Origin of the sequence: Clostridium sp. MCC328 (genome assembly GCF_018785465.1) — a bacterium.
Classification (GTDB): Bacteria; Bacillota; Clostridia; order Lachnospirales; family Lachnospiraceae; genus Pilosibacter; species Pilosibacter fragilis.
Genome location: NZ_WQPW01000067.1, coordinates 135,031 through 152,209, shown reverse-complemented (window position 1 = coordinate 152,209; position 17,179 = coordinate 135,031). Strand labels below are relative to the sequence as shown.

At 49.3% G+C, this 17,179-nt stretch carries 14 protein-coding genes; 1 reads left to right on the top strand and 13 read right to left on the bottom strand.

The genetic code is table 11. The features are described from left to right. Positions 1–420: 420 nt before the first annotated feature. The 5 genes from GPK83_RS11170 to GPK83_RS11150 all read right to left on the bottom strand — a co-directional run bounded on the left by GPK83_RS11170 (position 421) and on the right by GPK83_RS11150 (position 6,841). Positions 421–1,143 carry a LytTR family DNA-binding domain-containing protein gene (locus GPK83_RS11170; protein ID WP_215704789.1) on the bottom strand — a complete coding sequence of 241 codons (723 nt, stop codon included), beginning with the start codon at positions 1,141–1,143 and terminating at the stop codon, positions 421–423. Positions 1,144–1,223: 80 nt separating this feature from the next. Then, entirely contained in the window at positions 1,224–2,987 is a 1,764-nt protein-coding gene (locus tag GPK83_RS11165; RefSeq protein WP_215704788.1) for a LytS/YhcK type 5TM receptor domain-containing protein, read from the bottom strand. Between the two features lie 237 nt (positions 2,988–3,224). Further along, entirely contained in the window at positions 3,225–5,225 is a 2,001-nt protein-coding gene (locus GPK83_RS11160) for a TRAP transporter permease (RefSeq protein ID WP_117484399.1), read from the bottom strand. Positions 5,226–5,286: 61 nt separating this feature from the next. After that, positions 5,287–5,778: a DUF1850 domain-containing protein gene (locus tag GPK83_RS11155; protein WP_215704787.1), complete on the bottom strand. Its 492-nt coding sequence runs from the start codon at positions 5,776–5,778 to the stop codon at positions 5,287–5,289. Beyond that, positions 5,759–6,841 carry a TAXI family TRAP transporter solute-binding subunit gene (locus tag GPK83_RS11150; RefSeq protein ID WP_243016000.1) on the bottom strand — a complete coding sequence of 361 codons (1,083 nt, stop codon included), beginning with the start codon at positions 6,839–6,841 and terminating at the stop codon, positions 5,759–5,761. The genes GPK83_RS11155 and GPK83_RS11150 overlap by 20 nt, the downstream gene beginning before the upstream one ends. 531 nt (positions 6,842–7,372) lie before the next feature. Here GPK83_RS11150 and aroD point away from each other — a divergent pair. Beyond that, entirely contained in the window at positions 7,373–8,128 is a 756-nt protein-coding gene (aroD, locus tag GPK83_RS11145) for a type I 3-dehydroquinate dehydratase (RefSeq protein WP_215704786.1), read from the top strand. Positions 8,129–8,250: 122 nt separating this feature from the next. On the opposite strand, the gene spoIVB is transcribed toward aroD, so the two are convergent. The 8 genes from spoIVB to xseB form a co-directional block, all read right to left on the bottom strand. Next, complete coding sequence (gene spoIVB, locus GPK83_RS11140) at positions 8,251–9,528, bottom strand: SpoIVB peptidase (protein WP_215704785.1); 1,278 nt, start codon at positions 9,526–9,528, stop codon at positions 8,251–8,253. 226 nt (positions 9,529–9,754) lie between these two features. Then, positions 9,755–11,446: a DNA repair protein RecN gene (gene recN, locus GPK83_RS11135; RefSeq protein WP_215704784.1), complete on the bottom strand. Its 1,692-nt coding sequence runs from the start codon at positions 11,444–11,446 to the stop codon at positions 9,755–9,757. A gap of 368 nt (positions 11,447–11,814) precedes the next feature. Continuing rightward, positions 11,815–12,267, bottom strand: coding sequence for an arginine repressor (argR, locus tag GPK83_RS11130; protein WP_021905435.1), 453 nt, complete (start codon positions 12,265–12,267; stop codon positions 11,815–11,817). A 107-nt stretch (positions 12,268–12,374) separates the two neighbouring features. Next, positions 12,375–13,223 (bottom strand): NAD(+)/NADH kinase, encoded by an 849-nt coding sequence (locus GPK83_RS11125; RefSeq protein ID WP_215704783.1) that lies wholly within the window; start codon positions 13,221–13,223, stop codon positions 12,375–12,377. Positions 13,224–13,243: 20 nt separating this feature from the next. Beyond that, positions 13,244–14,053, bottom strand: a complete 810-nt coding sequence (locus GPK83_RS11120) for a TlyA family RNA methyltransferase (protein ID WP_015553744.1) — start codon at positions 14,051–14,053, stop codon at positions 13,244–13,246. Positions 14,054–14,065: 12 nt separating this feature from the next. Further along, a complete protein-coding gene (dxs, locus tag GPK83_RS11115) occupies positions 14,066–15,937 on the bottom strand; it encodes a 1-deoxy-D-xylulose-5-phosphate synthase (RefSeq protein WP_215704782.1) in 1,872 nt (623 codons plus the stop codon). Between the two features lie 37 nt (positions 15,938–15,974). Beyond that, positions 15,975–16,868, bottom strand: coding sequence for a polyprenyl synthetase family protein (locus GPK83_RS11110; protein WP_215704781.1), 894 nt, complete (start codon positions 16,866–16,868; stop codon positions 15,975–15,977). Continuing rightward, positions 16,852–17,085, bottom strand: a complete 234-nt coding sequence (gene xseB / locus GPK83_RS11105) for an exodeoxyribonuclease VII small subunit (RefSeq protein WP_015553747.1) — start codon at positions 17,083–17,085, stop codon at positions 16,852–16,854. Before xseB ends, GPK83_RS11110 begins: the two co-directional genes overlap by 17 nt. Between the last annotated feature and the right edge of the window lie 94 nt (positions 17,086–17,179).

Sequence of the window (17,179 nt, the reverse complement as noted above, 5' to 3'; positions counted from 1 at the left end):
ATTGTCAAGTTCTCTCATATTTATCAGCCTTTCTTTCTATTTCGACTGATTTAATTATATCACAAATGAGATCATTTGTCCATTACATTTCAGAACATTTGTTCTTCTTGATCTGCAATCTATTTTTCCTTCAGGCTTATTCATTGTATGCAGGATTGATGATATAGCACGACTATAAAAATCAATATATGAGAAGTTTACAATACACAACACAGCTATGTGCAATAATCTGATATTTACATGCCAACTATGGCACTATGCAAGAGATAGCAATTCATCTCACCACCTATAGAGGTGGGAGAATTCTTGCTGATTCTTGTTAAAGATCCCACCGAAACCTTCCTCTGTACAATATCTGTACGTCCTGGCTTTTGACGGGATCTTTATTTTTCAATATTTTCTTTACTCTTCTGATTATTCCTATTTTTCAAAAATCTGCCGGAATTCCTTCACCTGAGTCCGTCCGATCGGCAGTGCCTCAGCATCATAATACTTCATCTTCACACAATATCCATTATTGTAGCTCACCTGCATCTCCTTCACATAATCCAGATTGATCAGGTAGCTCTTGTGGATCCGGAAGAACCGGCTCTTTTTCAGGTGAGTCTCATAATTGTTCAGTGACTCGTTCTGCAGATAGAAGGATCCGTCCTTCATATGGATCTTGCAGGAACGCTTTTCCGTCTCGATGAACACGATATCCGCCACGTCAACAACCTGAAAGCTGGAGCCCACGTTCACCATGATCTTCCCGATTTCATATCCGGGACCGGCGGCCTTTTCCTTTATGTGTTCATGGACCCGCTCCATCGCCCGTTTGACGCGCTCATAGTCAAAGGGTTTTAAGAGATAATCCACCGCCCCGATCTCAAAGGCCTTTACCGCGTATTCCTGGAACGCAGTGGCAAAGATGATCAGCGTGTCCGGCTGCTTTCTCTTTATCATGGATGCCAGCGTAGTGCCGTTCATGCCGCCCAGATTGATATCCACAAAACACACATCAAAGTTCTCATTTTCCAGCATTGCAAGAAATTCTTCGCTCCCGTCGGCCTCCGCGATCTCCGCATCCGGCTCACACTGTTCCACCAGATATTTAAGTTCGCTTCTTGCCGGGCGCTCATCGTCAACTACTGCTATTCTCATACCTCATGCCTCCCATGTTCTGTCAAAAACGCCGCTGTTCCAAACAGCAGGCTGTTGTCATCTGCTCTTCCGGAAGATCGTCAGCCGATCGTTTCCTCCTGCTGTGCGCTTCCAGCCGCGCTGTCCGGAATATTCATCCGCACGTCCGTCCCTTCTTCACTTGTCACGATCTGGAGTCCGTAGGACTTTCCGTATAAGGAGATCAGTCTCTGCTGCACGTTCATCATTCCGATTCCTGTGTGTTCCACTTTTTCCCCGCCGTACAGGCTCTGGACGATCCGGTAGTCCATTCCCGGTCCGTTGTCGATCACGTCGATCCTCGTGGACCGTTCCTCCCGTTTTACGTTTACGATGACCTTTCCGACTCCTTTTTCCCTCTGCATCGCCCCGTGATGAACCGCGTTCTCCACGATAGGCTGTAAGATCAGGTTCGGAACACAGCTTCGAAGCGCCTCCGGATCCGCATTGATCTCGATCGAGAGACGTTTTTCAAACCGCGCCTCCTCCAGCATCGTATAGGCTTTTACATGCTCTAACTCCGTGTCCAGCGTTACCATATAATCGGTATCCTCCAGCATGCTGCGGAAATAGGAGCTCAGTGCCAGTAAGAGCTCCCTCGCCTTCTCCGGCTTTTCCCGGCAGAAGTAGGAGATCGTATTTAATGAATTGAACAGGAAGTGCGGATTGATCTGGGACTGCAGGGTCCGAAGCTCCGCTTTTCTCAGCTCTTCCTTCTGTTTCTCCATCTCCGAGAGCTTGATCTGCATCGCGAAGTGGTTCGCCAGTCCCGTGACAAATTCAATATCCGCCCGATAGGAATAGGCATTTTTCTTCACCAGCATCACAAGCGCCAGAACCTTTCCCTCATCGAGGAGGATCGGTGCGGAGATGATCACATCCTCCTTATAAAGAGGATAAAATCCGTCCTCCGGTAAAGGCACGCGGCTGATCCTCGTCGTCTTAAAGGTCTTTGTCGCAGACAGGAGTCTCGGATAATTGTTCTCTGTGAGAACGATACTGGAAAATGCCCCGCTCCTTGCCAGAAATTTCATATCATCGATCAGTGCCGCGCCTTGACAGTGGTACTCTTCCATAATAATGTCGATGATCTTTCCCGCCGTCTTCCGGTCATTCTCCACAGAGCCCAGATACGGGGTACACCGCTCGGCGGTTCTCATGGCGAGGGAGACCTTGGATGCGACCTTTAAGTCCTCTGTGTTGAAGATCGATTTAAAAACATTAAAGAAGATCACCATGCCGACGGAATTGATGATCACCATCGGAACGATCACGATCTTTACGATCTCAACGGCCGCATCAAACGGCCGGGTGAGAAGCAGGATCAGAACAATATGGATCATCTCGGAAATGAACGTGACTCCGAGCAGAAACGTGTTCGAGTACTGGCGGTTTTCCTTCTTCTTCCAGCCGATAAAGGAACCGATGATCCCGTGGATGATCGCGGAGAGCACACAGGCCACCGTAGAGATCCTTTCTGGAAAGATCAGATACCGATGGGCCGCCGCGATCACTGTCGTGATAAAGCCGGAGACAGGACCGCCCAGAAATCCGGCGGACAGGACACCGATCACCCGGGCATTCGGCAGCGCCCCTGTCACCTGAATCCCAATGTAATCAGAGATGATGCAGAAGACGCCGAAGATTACACCGAGAAGCACCTTTTCCCAGAGCCTCTGCCAGACGCTCTCTCCTCTTCCTTCCTCACTTCCGCCCTCTTCATTTAATAGAAGTCTCTGGACAAAGTCCATCTTCGTCATCATGAAGGCGAGCACTACCAATAGGCAGATGTTAAAGCAGATACTGTAAATAACATCAAGCAGCATGTTGTTTCCTCCTGTCTCTGACGATCCCTGTTTTTCTATATCTGTCCGCAGTGGTTATCGCAATCTGCGCAAAACCTCCATTTCGGAATGTCTGCGCTTCCATCTGCGCATGGCATGGATCACAACTGTCTGACGCCTGACCCGGCGTATTCTAACAGACACATATAGAAAAACAGGGACCGCCGCAGTAAATTTTCTGCAGCAGTCCCTGTGTGTTCACCGGTTATCTATGAAGGTCTACGCTGCCGCCGGTGCACTCTTCTTTGCAGCTGCTTTCTGGAATACGAATACAACTGCGCAGATCACGATACCAGCGATATCTGTCACAAGACCGCTGTCGATCAGGAGATAAGCGCCAATGAGGCTGGCAATTCTCAATACGATGTTGACCTTTGTGAACAGGTAACCTTCGACTGCTGTACTGATTAAGAATACACCAACTGCAGCAGTTACTGCAACCTGAATCGCTTTTGCAAGCGGAGTATCAAGCAGCAGAAGGTCTGTATTGTATACAAACATGTACGGAAGAATGAATCCTGCAAGTGCAAGCTTTACGGATGCCCATCCTGTCTTCATCGGACTTCCGCCTGCGATACCTGCTGCCGCAAAGGCTGCAAGGGCAACCGGCGGTGTCAGGTTTGCGAACATTGCGAAGTAGAAACAGAACATGTGGGCAACCAGGGCCGGGATACCAAGCTGTACCAGAGCCGGAGCTGCGATCGTGGATGTAATGATATAGGACGGGATACTCGGAAGACCCATACCTAAGATCATGCAGGTGATCATTGTGAATACCAATGTGAACATCAGGCTCTTTCCTCCGATGCTGATGATGGTATTTGCCATATTCAGGGCGAAACCTGTGATCGAGCAGGAACCAACGATAATACCAACGCAGGCGCAGGCGATCGCTACGGATACGGTAGACTTCGCGCTCGCTACCATCGCATCAAGAATATCCTGGAAGGTCATTCTCGTATTTTTTCTGCACTGCGCCACGATGATCGTGAATACGATCGTATAGAACGCAGCCATGATAACCGTCTTTCCGGAGAAGAACAGCATGTAAACGAGGAAGATGATCGGGAGTGCCAGATGACCGTACTCCTTCATGACCTGGGACATCTTCGGAAGCTGATCCTTCGGGGTTCCCTGCATTCCCATCTTCTCAGCCCTCATCTGGATCTGGAACAGGATGCCCATGTAGTAGATGACTGCCGGGATGATCGCGGATAAAAGAAGTTCGTTGTACTTCATGCCGAGGGTATCTGCCATGATGAATGCGGCAGCACCCATAACCGGCGGCATCAGCTGTCCACCGACAGAACCGGTCGCAACAACGGCGCCTGCGAACTCGTCGTCATAGCCGGATTTTTTCATGAGCGGGATCGTGAAGGAACCGGTCGTAACAACTACGGCTACGGCTGCACCGTTGATCATTCCGAGAAGACCTGAAGCAACGACCGCTACCTTTGCCGGACCGCCCTTTGTGCCGCCCGCGATGGCGTTCGCGAAGTCGTTGAAGAACTGACCCATACCACACTTGTTCATGACTTCACCGAAGGCGATGAAGAGGAAGATGTAGGTGGACGCGACATTGACTGACGATCCGTAAATACCTTCCGTGTTCGAGAAGAAGTGGCTCATTAACTTCTGCCATGTGTATCCTCTGTGGAGGAAAATGCCCGGGACATCGATCGGGATGAGTCCCTGCTTTGTCCCCATTAAGCTGTAGATCATAAAGATAATGGAGATGATCGGGAGAGCCATGCCGCAGACACGTCTCGTTGCCTCAAGAACGACCAGTGTTAAGAGTGTACCGATCACGACATCCATCATGTCCGGCTTTCCGGCACGGTTGATGATGTTTACATAATCTACGCACATATAGATCGGAACTGCGGCTGACAATGCGATAAATACATAATCATACCACGCGATCACTTTGCGGCTCGCTTTTTTCGTGGCCGGATAAAGCATGAAGGCAAGGATCAGGATCATGCCGACATGGATGGAACGATGCTTTAATGTTTCCGGCATGTAAAGGCCGGATGCGAAAACCAGATGATATAAGGTAACGATGATCGCGAATACCCGGTAAGCTTTCTTTAATACCGGGGATCCGAACTTTCTCGTCTTGCTCTCTTTATCAAACTGCTCGAGGAGTTTCTGTTTTTCTTCCTCACTCATCTCTGCTTCCGCTGTACTGGGGATGATGTTTTTCTCTTTTTCGCTCATACAGATTTCCCTTCCCTTCGTTGTCAGAGCTGTTGTCGATGTTGCTTCAGCAGTTTCCTTTTTATTTTTCGAAACCATTCCGGATCCTCAGCACCATTTTTACGTGATGCGGCATGTCAGAGCCCTGAATCAGGCGCTCGCCATTCACCTTGATGTTCTTCAGGGCTGTCTGGGAATTGATCCAGTTGAACTGCGGAAAGACGCTTTCGATCTCATCCATGTAGACGAGTCCGTCTTCGTAGCGGTATTTGCAGTCCATCTCTGCCGGGATCCCGGCACCGAAGCCCGCGACCGCGATGGTGTGGAGAATGAAGCTTCCGTCTTTCTGTATCTCGTAATACTCGTACCATGGAATATGCTCAAAGGAATGTTCCCACTGGAAAGAAAGCTCGTCACCGGTCTTTACCGGAATCTCCCGGTAAATCGTTCCGGTCTCAAGCTCTTCGATCACCAGAATTTTTTTCTGCTGCCGTGCGAACACGGCAGCAGAGATTGCTGTGATTACCAGAAGAACCGGAATCAGGATTTTTAGTTTAGTTCTCAGGAGTTTCATAACCGTGATCCTGCCACCACTTCGCAGCACCGTCATGAAGCGGGATCTTTACATCGTCAACACCGAAGGAAACATCGATGTTCTTGTCTGCTGTGTTGTGGGATGCCTTGATGGTAGCGATTCCATCGTCGGAGAAGATGCAGTCAAGCATATCGTAGACCATGTCATCGGATACATCCTTATTTACAAGCATGATATTGTAAACGAATACGCTCTCCACGTCCTCTTTGTTGTTGTATGTATTGGCCGGGATCGTGCTTGCGGAGAAGAACGGATACTTCTCGATCAGGTTATCTCTGCCTTCGCCGTCGATCGGAACGATCACCATATCGTAGCTGAATGCCAGCTCGCTGACGGTTGCGTTCGGAAGACCGGAGGTAACGAATGCCGCGTCGCACTGGCCGTTCTTCATCTGGTCGATCGCTTCGCCGTAGGATAAGTAGTCAACATCACTATCCTCATATGTCATGCCGTATGCTTCATAGATCATTCTCGCATTTAACTCAACACCGGAGTTCGGAGCACCGATACCGACCCTCTTGCCCTTTAAGTCCTCAACGCTCTTGATGCCTGTGCTTGCTACGGTTACGAGCTGTACGTAGTTCGGCCAGAGTCTCATCATGGCTCTCAGATCCGGCTCTGCCTTCTCAAACGCACCAAAGCCCTCATAAGCCTGTACGACGGAGTCCTGCATTGCGATCGCAAGCTCTGCCTCACCGTTTAAGATCAGGTTGATGTTCTCAACGGAAGCGCCGGTTGCCTGTGCGGATGTCTTATATCCTGCATTTCCTAATGCGGTTGCAAATGCGCCGCCGATCGGGTAGTAGATACCACTCGTAGGACCGGTTGCGACTGTGACAAACTCTTTCGCCCTGTCAATGCTCACGGACGTGCTGCCTGCCTCTGCGCTGGAACCATCCGCCGCTTTCTCAGTTACGGCTGCCGCTGTTGTGTCAGCTGCTGCTGTTGTAGATGTACTGCCGGAGCTGCTGCCGCATCCTGCAAGAGCTGCTGTCATTGTGAGTGCCATAGCTGCTGCTGTGATTCTTTTCACTAATCTCATACTGTTTACCTCTCCTTCTTTTTGTTTACCCGTAACGATCCGGTCCCACCCGGATCATTACATACCCACTTTTCAAATGCTTCATATTCTTTATAAATATTTCACATTTCATGTCTAAATTTTAACGTAAACGTAACCCTGATACAATGGGGTTCGTGCAAACTGCACAAAATCGTGTATGAATGGTAAAAATTGATGTGTGAAATGCAGGAATAAGACTGTTTTCCTGTAAATTTATATGATATTATTTTAACAATTCTTTGCACACCTTTGCGATTGATCGATGAGTTTGCTTGATCGGCAGGAATTGATCGTTCCCGTTAATATATTGCTTTAAATTTTTAAACTTTAACGCGCGTAAGTGTTGACTTTTTTCTCCCCGGTCTTTATACTATGGACATAGCTGATCACGCTTCGCAGGCTTTGCCGATTTGGAATGCAAAGCACCGGCATTCTTTCTGCGAGATGCGCGTTATATAACGCATGACCGAATATTACATCAATCATATAGAAACAGGGGAGTAACCGCTTATGGGAGCAATTGTAAAAGTAAGAAATGTAAAATTGGGAGACGGAATGCCGAAGATCTGCATTCCGGTTACGGATACAAATCTTGATGACCTGAAAAAATCTGTAAATCTGATCCGAAATACTCCGTTTGACCTGATCGAATGGCGTGCGGACTTCTACACCGGTATGGAAGATCCCGAAGTCCGGATCAAGGCAATGACTTTATTTCGAAATGCTTTAGGGAATATTCCGGTGCTCTTCACGATCCGTACCAGCGTGGAAGGCGGAATGATGGAGATCGACACAGAGACCTACACGAAGACGATCCTCGCCGTGATCGACAGCGGTCTCATCGACCTCGTTGACGTGGAACTCTCCCGCGGGGAAGAAACGATGAAAACGATCGTTGCGGCAGCCCACAGGGTTGGCGTGAAGGTCATTGCCTCCCGCCACGACTTTACCGCAACACCGGATAAGAACATCATCATAAGCAATCTCTGCCTGATGCAGTCCCTGGGCGCTGATATCGTGAAATTCGCGGTGATGCCGCAGTGTGAGCGGGATGTCCTGACACTGCTTGATGCAACGTTGACCATGAAGGAGGAGCACAGTGATACCCCGGTGATCACCATGTCCATGAGCCCCACCGGCGTCATCAGCCGTATCTGCGGTCAGCTCGTCGGCTCCTGCGTGACCTTCGGAACCGCCGGAAAGGCATCTGCGCCGGGACAGATCCCGGCAAACCTGTTAAGCACGTTCTTGCAAACACTGGCATAGATGACTGTTCAAACGGATATGAGCTCCTTCACAACGTACCCTCCCTGTGTCCAGCTCCCCTCTGCTCACTTTCTGTTAAATCCCTATAAGCTCTAAATACCTTTACCATAAATGGTACCCGCTCAATGCGAGATCATATTCTCCGCAAAGATCCCATACCCCCTCGTCGGATCGTTGATAAACACATGGGTCACAGCCCCGATAAGTTTTCCGTCCTGGATAATTGGAGAACCGCTCATGCCCTGAACAATGCCGCTCGTCAAATTTAAAAGTTCTTCATCTACGACCCGAAGAACCAGGCCTTTATTTTTCTGAATGCTGCCGTAATCCACCTTCTGAATTTCGATCTCATAATCTTTTACTTCCCCGGACACATTGCTTCGGATGTACGCAGTTCCCTTGTGAGTATCCTGTCGGAAGCCGACGGGAATCGCATCGGTTTTTATTGAATCCAGAAAATGCTGGTTTACGGTTCCGTATATTCCTTCTGTCGTATTCTCCTTCACTTCCCCCAGTTTTGTTCCTTTTCCGTAATAGATCACTCCTGACATGACTCCCGGCTTTCCGGTCTGGCCTTTTTCGATCCCGAGGATCTGGGTCTCATAGAGTTCCCCACCTTCAATATCCACCAGTTCCCCGGTATCACTGTCACTGATTCCATGCCCAAGAGCACCAAAATTTCCGTTCATATCCACATAAGTCATGGTTCCGATTCCCTGAGTATCATCCCTGACCCAGGCACCAAGCTTATAGCTTCCGTCTTCCGCAAGAACCGGTGTCATATCGACCTCAATCCTGCGACCATCACGCCGGATTCCGAGCGCCAGCGTCTTCCCGTCTGACGCGCTCACCGCGTCCACCAGATCATTTTTATCTTCCAGATCTTCTCCGTCCACCGTCTGGATATAGTCTCCGGACTTTAAGAGCCCATAAGCAGGTTCCACAACGTTTCCCGTATCATTTGTGACCTGCCCCGTCCCAATCACCATAACGCCCTTTGATTTTAAATAGATTCCCACCGGCATTCCACAGGGGATCGCATAAGATCCATCCACTACCTCCACCTGAATGTCTTTCATCCGGATAAGTCCCAGGAACTTCATTCCAACCCGGTAGCTTCCCTCATTTTTCCCATACATAGAGACTGAATCCGGGCGTTCGATCCGGATCATTCCTTGCGGGATTTCTGAAGCATTCTTCAGGACAACCTCCTCGCTGTCACTCTCAAAGGTCACTCCGGGAGGAAGAGCGAAATGAAAGACTTCTTCCTCATTGACCACCAGATTCAGCCGATCCGGCACTGCATACCGGATATAGACCCAGGAAAATCCGATTGTAAAGACGAGAGAAATCCAGAATATCCGGATCAGGATCCGTCGAAACGATTCTTTTTTCATCATGGCAGCTCCTCCTTTATTCGTTCTTTATCTGCAACGCCGCTGTCGCGCCTGCACTGCAGTTTTCCGAAGCTGCCGCTTCCCTTTTATCGTTTCCACTTTATCAGACAGTCATTCCCATCCGTCACAGAAACCGTTATAAAAAAAGGAGAGGCAGCTTTTTTGCTCCTCTCCTATTATGTGATGCTTTTTTATTTTCACCCTGTCAGTTTTTTCTCATTCTGCCGATTCATCCCGCTGTTTGAAGTACAGCTCTGTGATTCTTCGTCTCCTCTGCCAGACGTTTCATCTCCTCGGCATTTTCCCGTACTTTTTCCGTAATCTCAGCTCCGCCTAAGAGTCTTGCGAGTTCATCCACCTCATCCTTCTCTGTTAGTTTTCTGATTTTCGTCGCAGTCACACCATTCTCCACAGATTTTTTTATTTCAAAGTGCGTATCCGCCATTGCCGCGATCTGCGGAAGGTGGGTAATACAGAGTACCTGATGCTTTTTTCCGATATAGGACAGGCGCTCCGATACCTTCTGGGCAGTCCGTCCACTGATACCGGTATCGATCTCATCGAAGATCAGAGTTGGAATATCGTCCGTGTCCGCAAGGACCGTCTTGATCGCCAGCATAATTCTTGAAAGTTCACCGCCGGAAGCAACTTCCCCCAGCGGCCTTGGCGGAATACTTCCCGGATTTGTGGAGATCAAAAATTCCACCTCGTCGGAGCCGGCTGCCGTAAAGTGATCGGTCCGGTGTACATCTACCCGAAATTCCACATGAAGAAAGTTCAGATCCTCAAGCTCCTCCGTGATCCGGTTCTCCAGAATCTTTGCTGCTTTTTCTCTCTCCTTCGAGAGCCGTCCGCAGAGAAGTCCCAGAACCCGCTTCTGCTCCTCAAACTCGGCTTTTGCGGCAAACGCCAGTTCCTCATAGTTTTCCAGTTCCTCAAGTCGTTTTTTCTTTTCTTCCAGACTCTTTAAGACAGCTTCCTCGCTGTTTCCGTATTTTGCCATAATTCCACGGACAAGATCCAGACGTTCTTCCGTCTTTTTAAAATCTTCCCCTGAAAACTCCATCTCATCCATATAGTCTGAGATCGACCTGCAGATATCCGATAAAATACTTTCCGCGTCAGAAAGCCCCGCAGCGATCCCGGACAGTCTTTCATCGTAGGATGCCACACTTTCCATCTCACGGTACGCACGCCCGATCGCGTCCCCATCTACCGCCTGATAAGCTCCCTGTAAGCTTTCCATAATTTTTTGACTATGGGAAAATTTACGGAATTTCGCCGCAAGTTCTTCCTCTTCGCCCGGTTTTAATGCAGAATCCTCAATCTCATCGATCTCGAATCTCACGAAATCAAGTTCCCGCTTCCGGCTTTCCTCATCCAGAGAGAATCCGTCTAGCTTTCCCTTTAATTCCAGATATCTCCGGTAACTCTCTGCCACATTTCTTTTTAAGCTTCCTGTCTCTCTCCAGGAATATTCATCAAGAATCTCCAGATGTTTCTGCTTATGAAGGAGAGACTGATGTTCATGCTGTCCATGGATATCGAGAAGCTTTCCGGTCACGGCTTTTAAGCGCGCCATCGTCACTGTCTCGTCATTGATCCGGCTGATGCTTCTCGTCTGGGTGATCTTTTTTGAGATGATCAAAAGACCATCTTCATCCGGATACACATCCATTCTCTTTAATTCTTCCCGTTTTTTCTCGTCATCAACCGAAAAAATAAGCTCAATATACGCATACTCTTCCCCACATCTGATCATATCCCTTGACGCTTTCGCGCCCAGCGCCAGGGCAACAGAGCCAATGATAATCGACTTTCCGGCTCCGGTCTCACCGGTCAGGATATTTAAACCGTTTCCAAACTCCACGTCAGCCTGCTCAATCAGAGCAAGATTTTTTACATGTAAACCAACAAGCATCCTGTTCCCTCGCTTTCCCTCTACGAAAATAAAACATTTGTTCGATTCGGTAAAACGAGTATAGCACACATATGTTCGATTGTCCAGTGTTTTTCGAACAGTTGTTCTCTTTTTTCCCGTTCTGTTTCCTAAAAAAATCCCTGCAAAGCAAAACCTGGTAATTGTCCCGGTTCTGCTCCGCAGGGCTCAATATTTCTGCAATATTCTGCCTTAAACCAAAAGGTCCAAAGCCTATTTTCCTTCGTAACTGTTCAGTAAACAGTTACGCGCAAAAATCCATTCCAAATCGGCTGTGCCGATAGGATTTTTGCCTTCTATTCTAAGTTTTCTTACGGTCAGCGCAATAAATGCGCAGACCTACTGAACAGTTACTTTCCTTCAATGATCTTCTTCAGCTTATCCATCAGAATGATCGTGTCATCCACGGTCCGCACCGCGCACATGATCGTATTGTCTCCGGCCACACAGCCGACGATCTCATGAAAACCGATCACATCCAGTGCCTCAGCGACTGCCATCGCCATACCGGAAACCGTCTTGATCACAAGAATATTCTGTGCCATGTCCATGGACACATAGCAGTCCCTGAAAATACGGATATATTTCTCGCCAAAATCTTTCTGATGCTGCATGACTGCATAGCACTGGCGGCCATTTTTTCCAGGAGCTTTCGTGAGCTTCAGTTCACGGATATCCCTCGATACTGTCGCCTGTGTCACATGATATCCGGCCTTTTTCAGATACTCCGCAAGCTCCTCCTGCGTCTCGATCTGATATTTTCCGATCAGCTCCACGATCTTACTGTGTCTGTCAACCTTCATGTCTGCTGCCCCTTTCTGATCTCATCCTGTATCAGTGTCCAGTTCACTTCTTTTGAAGTGATCCGCACACCGCCCTGCGTGTCCTGCAGCGCTATTCCGCTGTAAATTCACGCGTCGTACATCTTCATCTTTAAAATATCAAGGAATGACCGGTGATCAAGCTTCACAACTCTTGTCACCGTCTCTGCCTTTGTGATCTCAATATAATCCCCATTTTCCAGCCGCACTAACGTGTCGCCGTCAAAAGCCGCCACCTGACTGCCCCGGTTTGTTGCCGGGATCTCGATCCTGATCCGGCTATCCGCTCCGAAAACGATCGTTCTCGACGTCAGCGTATGCGGGCAGATCGGTGTAAGGATCATCAGCTGTCCGTCCGGCTGGGCGATCGGCCCCCCCGCCGACAGATTGTACGCCGTGGATCCCGTAGGAGTCGCAACGATCATACCGTCAGCGCTGAATTCATTTAAGAACTGTCCGTCCACGTAAAGCTTTAGCTTTAATACCCGTGGATCTCCGTCTCTTGTCAGAACGATATCATTGAGCGCAATGCTCTCTTTCACCGGCCTTGCATTCCGGTAAACACAGCCCTTCAACATCATGCGTTCCTGAAGTTCATAGCAGTCCTCCAAAAGTGCATCCAGAAGCTCCTTTACATCGCCTTCCCGGCCGGTCTGGGTAAGATAGCCAAGGCCGCCGAGATTGATACCGATCATCGGAAGATTTCTCCCTGCAAGATCCCTTGCCGCCTGGATCAGGGTTCCGTCCCCGCCCAGCGTGATGACACATTCGGTATCCGCAGGTACCTCCTCCGGATCCGTATACGGATTTCCATGTCCGGACACACTTTTCCCCAAGGAAACTCCCGCGCCGTGAGCCTTCAGGTACTTTTCAATAGCCGCCTGCATATTCTTCGTATTCTCTTTGTCAGGATTTGCAACGATGTAAAATTTCTTCATAAAATTATGCCTGTTATGCCTTATTTATCCAGTGTCTCGTGTGCCTTTTCAACGATCTCGGAAGCGCCGATGGTGTCGTTCGCAAATGTACTTCCATCCGTGCAGTTTCTTAAATGGAGCAGATATTCGATATTTCCCTCCGGCCCCTTGATCGGGGAGAATTCCAGATGGAGGGCCTCAAAACCGATGCTGCCCGCAAAGGAGGCGACCATCTCAATGACCTCAAGATGGACGGATTTTTCGCGGACAACGCCCTTCTTTCCGACCTTCTCACGCCCTGCCTCAAACTGCGGCTTAATTAAGCATACGACCTCTCCGTCCGGCTCCATGAGCGCCTTCACCGGCCCCAGGACCTTCGTCAAAGAAATAAAGGAGACGTCAATGGATACAAACTGGATCCTGTCCGGGATCTCCTCCGGAGTCACATAACGGATATTGGTCTTTTCCATGCAGACCACGCGCTCATCATTTCTGAGTTTCCACGCCAGCTGTCCATGCCCCACATCCACAGAATAAACCTTCACTGCCCCGTTCTGAAGCATGCAGTCCGTAAATCCGCCCGTGGACGCTCCGACGTCCATACAGATCTTTCCCTCTAATGTCACGCCGAAATGTGTCATGGCCTTCTCCAGTTTCAGGCCGCCGCGGCTCACATATTTTAATGTGGTTCCGCGCACCTCCACGTTCGCTGTCTCGTCGAACATGGATCCCGCCTTGTCTTCCTTCTGTCCGTCCACATAGACGATGCCGGACATGATGACCGCCTTCGCCTTCTCTCTGGACTCCGCCAGATTTCTCTTTACCAGCAGAACATCCAACCGTTCTTTCATTGGCTTTGCTCCTTATCTCTTCTCGTTTAAAAATTCCGTCTCAATGCGTCTGATCACAGAATCGCTGTTGATTCCAAGCATCTCCCTGAGCACGGAAACATTTCCGTGTTCTACATAGGCATCCGGAAGTGCGATCTGGATCACGCGGATCTCCGGGTGTTTTTCATGGATATATTTTGTGACATACATGCCCATGCCGCCGCGGAGAACATTCTCTTCCATGGTGACGATCAGTTTATGCGTCTTGCAGAGACGATCGATCATATCCGTATCGAGCGGCTTTACAAACCTCGCGTTCACTAAGGTACAGGGCTGTCCTTTTTCCTTTAATTTTTCCCGGACATGTTCGCCGGTGCTCACCATGCTGCCGAGGGCAAAAAGTGCGATCTCTGACTCCTCGTAGAGCATCTCCGCCTTTCCATATTCGACAGGAGCGCGGAATTCTTCCAGTCCGCGGTACGCCTGTCCTCTCGGATAACGGATGGCAAGGGGCGCATCAAAATTCACGCCGAACTCCAGCATGTCCTGAAGCTCCCAGCAGTTTTTCGGTGCCATGATGTTCATTCCTGGCACAAGACTTAAGAAGGAAATATCAAAAATTCCCTGATGCGTCTCCCCGTCGCTTCCCACAAGACCGGCCCGGTCGATGGCAAACAGGACCGGAAGATCCTGAATACAGACGTCGTGAAGCACCTGGTCATATCCACGCTGTAAAAAGGAAGAATATACCGCAACTACAGGCTTCAGTCCCGCTGCCGCCATGCCTGCCGCCGATGTCACCTCATGGGCCTCCGCGATTCCCACATCAAAGAACCGTTTGGGGAATTCCTTCGCAAACTTCGTGAGTCCTGTTCCGTCCGGCATGGCTGCTGTCAGAGCCACGATTCTTTTATTCTTTCCGGCAAGTTCGCAGATCTTCTCTGAGAATACATCCGTATAGCTCGGAAACTCCTTTTTCTTTAAAGGATTTCCGGTCTTGATATCGAATGGTTCCACACCGTGGAATCGCGCCGGATTTTCTTCCGCCGGCTTGTAGCCTTTTCCCTTTTTCGTGATAACATGGACTAAGACCGCATGCTGGACGCGCTTCGCCTCCTTAAATACACGGATCATTTCCTGAACGTTATGGCCGTCCACAGGCCCCAGATACGTGATCCCCATGTCCTCAAATAACATTCCCGGAACAAGGAACTGTTTGATCCCGTTCTTTAACTGGTACAGACCGTATGCCAGCGGTCTTCCGATCACAGGGATCGCGGAAAGTGTCCGTTCCACTCGGAGCTTTAGCTCCGCATATCCTTCTTTTGTGCGGACACTGCTGAGATATTTCGACATTCCGCCCACGTTCCTGGAAATGGACATCTCATTGTCATTCAGAACAATAATAAAATTTTTTCTGATCTGGGCCGCATTGTTCAATGCCTCATATGCCATTCCGCCGGTCAGGGCTCCGTCTCCGATGACCGAGATCACCGAATAATCTTCCTCTGTGATCTCTCTCGCCTGGGCAAGTCCAAGCCCCGCAGAGATGGAGGTGGAGCTGTGTCCTGTGTCGAAGGCATCGTAAGGGCTTTCCTTTCTCTTCGGGAATCCGCTCATTCCGCCAAACTGGCGCAGGTCATCAAAACCGGCTTTTCTTCCACTTAAAAGCTTGTGGGTGTAGGCCTGATGGCCCACGTCCCAGACGATTTTATCCTTCGGAAGGTCAAACGCCAGATGCAGGGCCATCGTAAGTTCCACAACCCCAAGGTTTGAAGCGAGATGGCCGCCTGTTTTACTTATTTTTTCGATCAGGAACTGGCGGATCTCCCGCGCAAGCTCCGGATACTGGTCTTCTTTCAGTTTTTTGATGTCCGAAGACTGTTTTATATGATCAAGCAGCATGTTTCCAGACTACTCCCTTACATATTTTATATAGTGATTAGTTTTTCCTATTCACGAGCATTTCAATAATATTATACAGAAATTCATTTTTTCCCGGCAGCCCCGCAAGTCTTCCTGCTGCCCGGTCAGAAATTTCCTTTACATCCCGTTTTGCCTTTTCAAGGCCTTCTAAGGTCACATAAGTGGTCTTTTCGTTCTTTTCATCGCTCAGAACTGGCTTTCCAAGCTCTTCCTGAGTGCTCGTCACATCGAGGATATCGTCCTGAATCTGGAACGCGAGACCAACCTCGGAGGCCATCGTTTCCACCTCTTTGATCTCTTCCACGGTCGCGCCCGCAAGAACTGCACCGATCATCATGGAGGCCTCGAGGAGAGCACCGGTCTTTAACCGGTAGATGAAATCAAGTTTTTCTCTCGGGATTGCCTTTCCGGTGAGCTCCACGTCGACGGTCTGTCCACCGATCATGCCATAGATTCCGGTCTTTTCTGCGAGGATCCCGATGGCGCGGCCGACTTTTGCCGGATCAGCGCCCATGGAAAAGGCCTTTGACGCAGTCTCGAACGCGTAGATCATCAGCGCGTCACCCGCCAGCACTGCCATATCATAGCCGTAGGCTTTCCAGGTGGTGAGTTTTCCGCGGCGGTATTCGTCGTTATCCATGCACGGCAGATCGTCATGGATCAGGGACGAGGTGTGGATCATCTCCATGGCCGCCATGAACGGCTCGATCTCCGGACCGTTTCCGCCGAACAGACGGTACACTTCCCGCATGAGAAGCGGTCTTAAGCGCTTTCCACCTGCTTTTACACTGTAATTCATTGCCTCAAAGATCGTCTTCTGGTGTCCGGTCTCCTCCGGCAAATATGAATATACGACTGTCTCAGTCTCCTTGACCGCCTGACTGAACCTTTCCTTAAAATTGTCCGCCATTTTCCTTTTCCTCCGTTTGATCTCCACTCAAAACAAGGATCTTTTTTTCAATCGTCTCAATTTTTTCGTTACAGCTCTTTACAAGCTTCATGCCCTCTTCATAATCAGCGAAAGCGTCCTCCAGAGATCCGTCTCCCTTTTCCAGCTTTCCGATGATCCGGTCGAGAGCCGCAAATGTCTCCTCGACATTCATCTGTTTTCTTGTCTCGTCATCCATATGATTCCTCACTGTGGCAGCATATCCTGCCGTATCGTTCTATTTTCCTACTTGAATTATTGTTTAATTATTCGTGAAAATTGGTGCGATAGAT

Excerpts from the sequence above, each read along its gene's own strand:
- GPK83_RS11150 (WP_243016000.1), bottom strand. The coding sequence starts at position 6,841 with ATGAGATTAGTGAAAAGAATCACAGCAGCAGCTATGGCACTCACAATG.
- GPK83_RS11160 (WP_117484399.1), bottom strand. The coding sequence starts at position 5,225 with ATGAGCGAAAAAGAGAAAAACATCATCCCCAGTACAGCGGAAGCAGAG.
- recN (WP_215704784.1), bottom strand. The coding sequence starts at position 11,446 with ATGCTTGTTGGTTTACATGTAAAAAATCTTGCTCTGATTGAGCAGGCT.
- dxs (WP_215704782.1), bottom strand. The coding sequence starts at position 15,937 with ATGCTGCTTGATCATATAAAACAGTCTTCGGACATCAAAAAACTGAAA.
- argR (WP_021905435.1), bottom strand. The coding sequence starts at position 12,267 with ATGAAGGTTGACAGACACAGTAAGATCGTGGAGCTGATCGGAAAATAT.
- spoIVB (WP_215704785.1), bottom strand. The coding sequence starts at position 9,528 with ATGATGAAAAAAGAATCGTTTCGACGGATCCTGATCCGGATATTCTGG.
- GPK83_RS11110 (WP_215704781.1), bottom strand. The coding sequence starts at position 16,868 with ATGGCGGACAATTTTAAGGAAAGGTTCAGTCAGGCGGTCAAGGAGACT.
- aroD (WP_215704786.1), top strand. The coding sequence starts at position 7,373 with ATGGGAGCAATTGTAAAAGTAAGAAATGTAAAATTGGGAGACGGAATG.
- GPK83_RS11170 (WP_215704789.1), bottom strand. The coding sequence starts at position 1,143 with ATGAGAATAGCAGTAGTTGACGATGAGCGCCCGGCAAGAAGCGAACTT.
- xseB (WP_015553747.1), bottom strand. The coding sequence starts at position 17,085 with ATGGATGACGAGACAAGAAAACAGATGAATGTCGAGGAGACATTTGCG.
- GPK83_RS11120 (WP_015553744.1), bottom strand. The coding sequence starts at position 14,053 with ATGAAAGAACGGTTGGATGTTCTGCTGGTAAAGAGAAATCTGGCGGAG.
- GPK83_RS11165 (WP_215704788.1), bottom strand. The coding sequence starts at position 2,987 with ATGCTGCTTGATGTTATTTACAGTATCTGCTTTAACATCTGCCTATTG.
- GPK83_RS11155 (WP_215704787.1), bottom strand. The coding sequence starts at position 5,778 with ATGAAACTCCTGAGAACTAAACTAAAAATCCTGATTCCGGTTCTTCTG.
- GPK83_RS11125 (WP_215704783.1), bottom strand. The coding sequence starts at position 13,223 with ATGAAGAAATTTTACATCGTTGCAAATCCTGACAAAGAGAATACGAAG.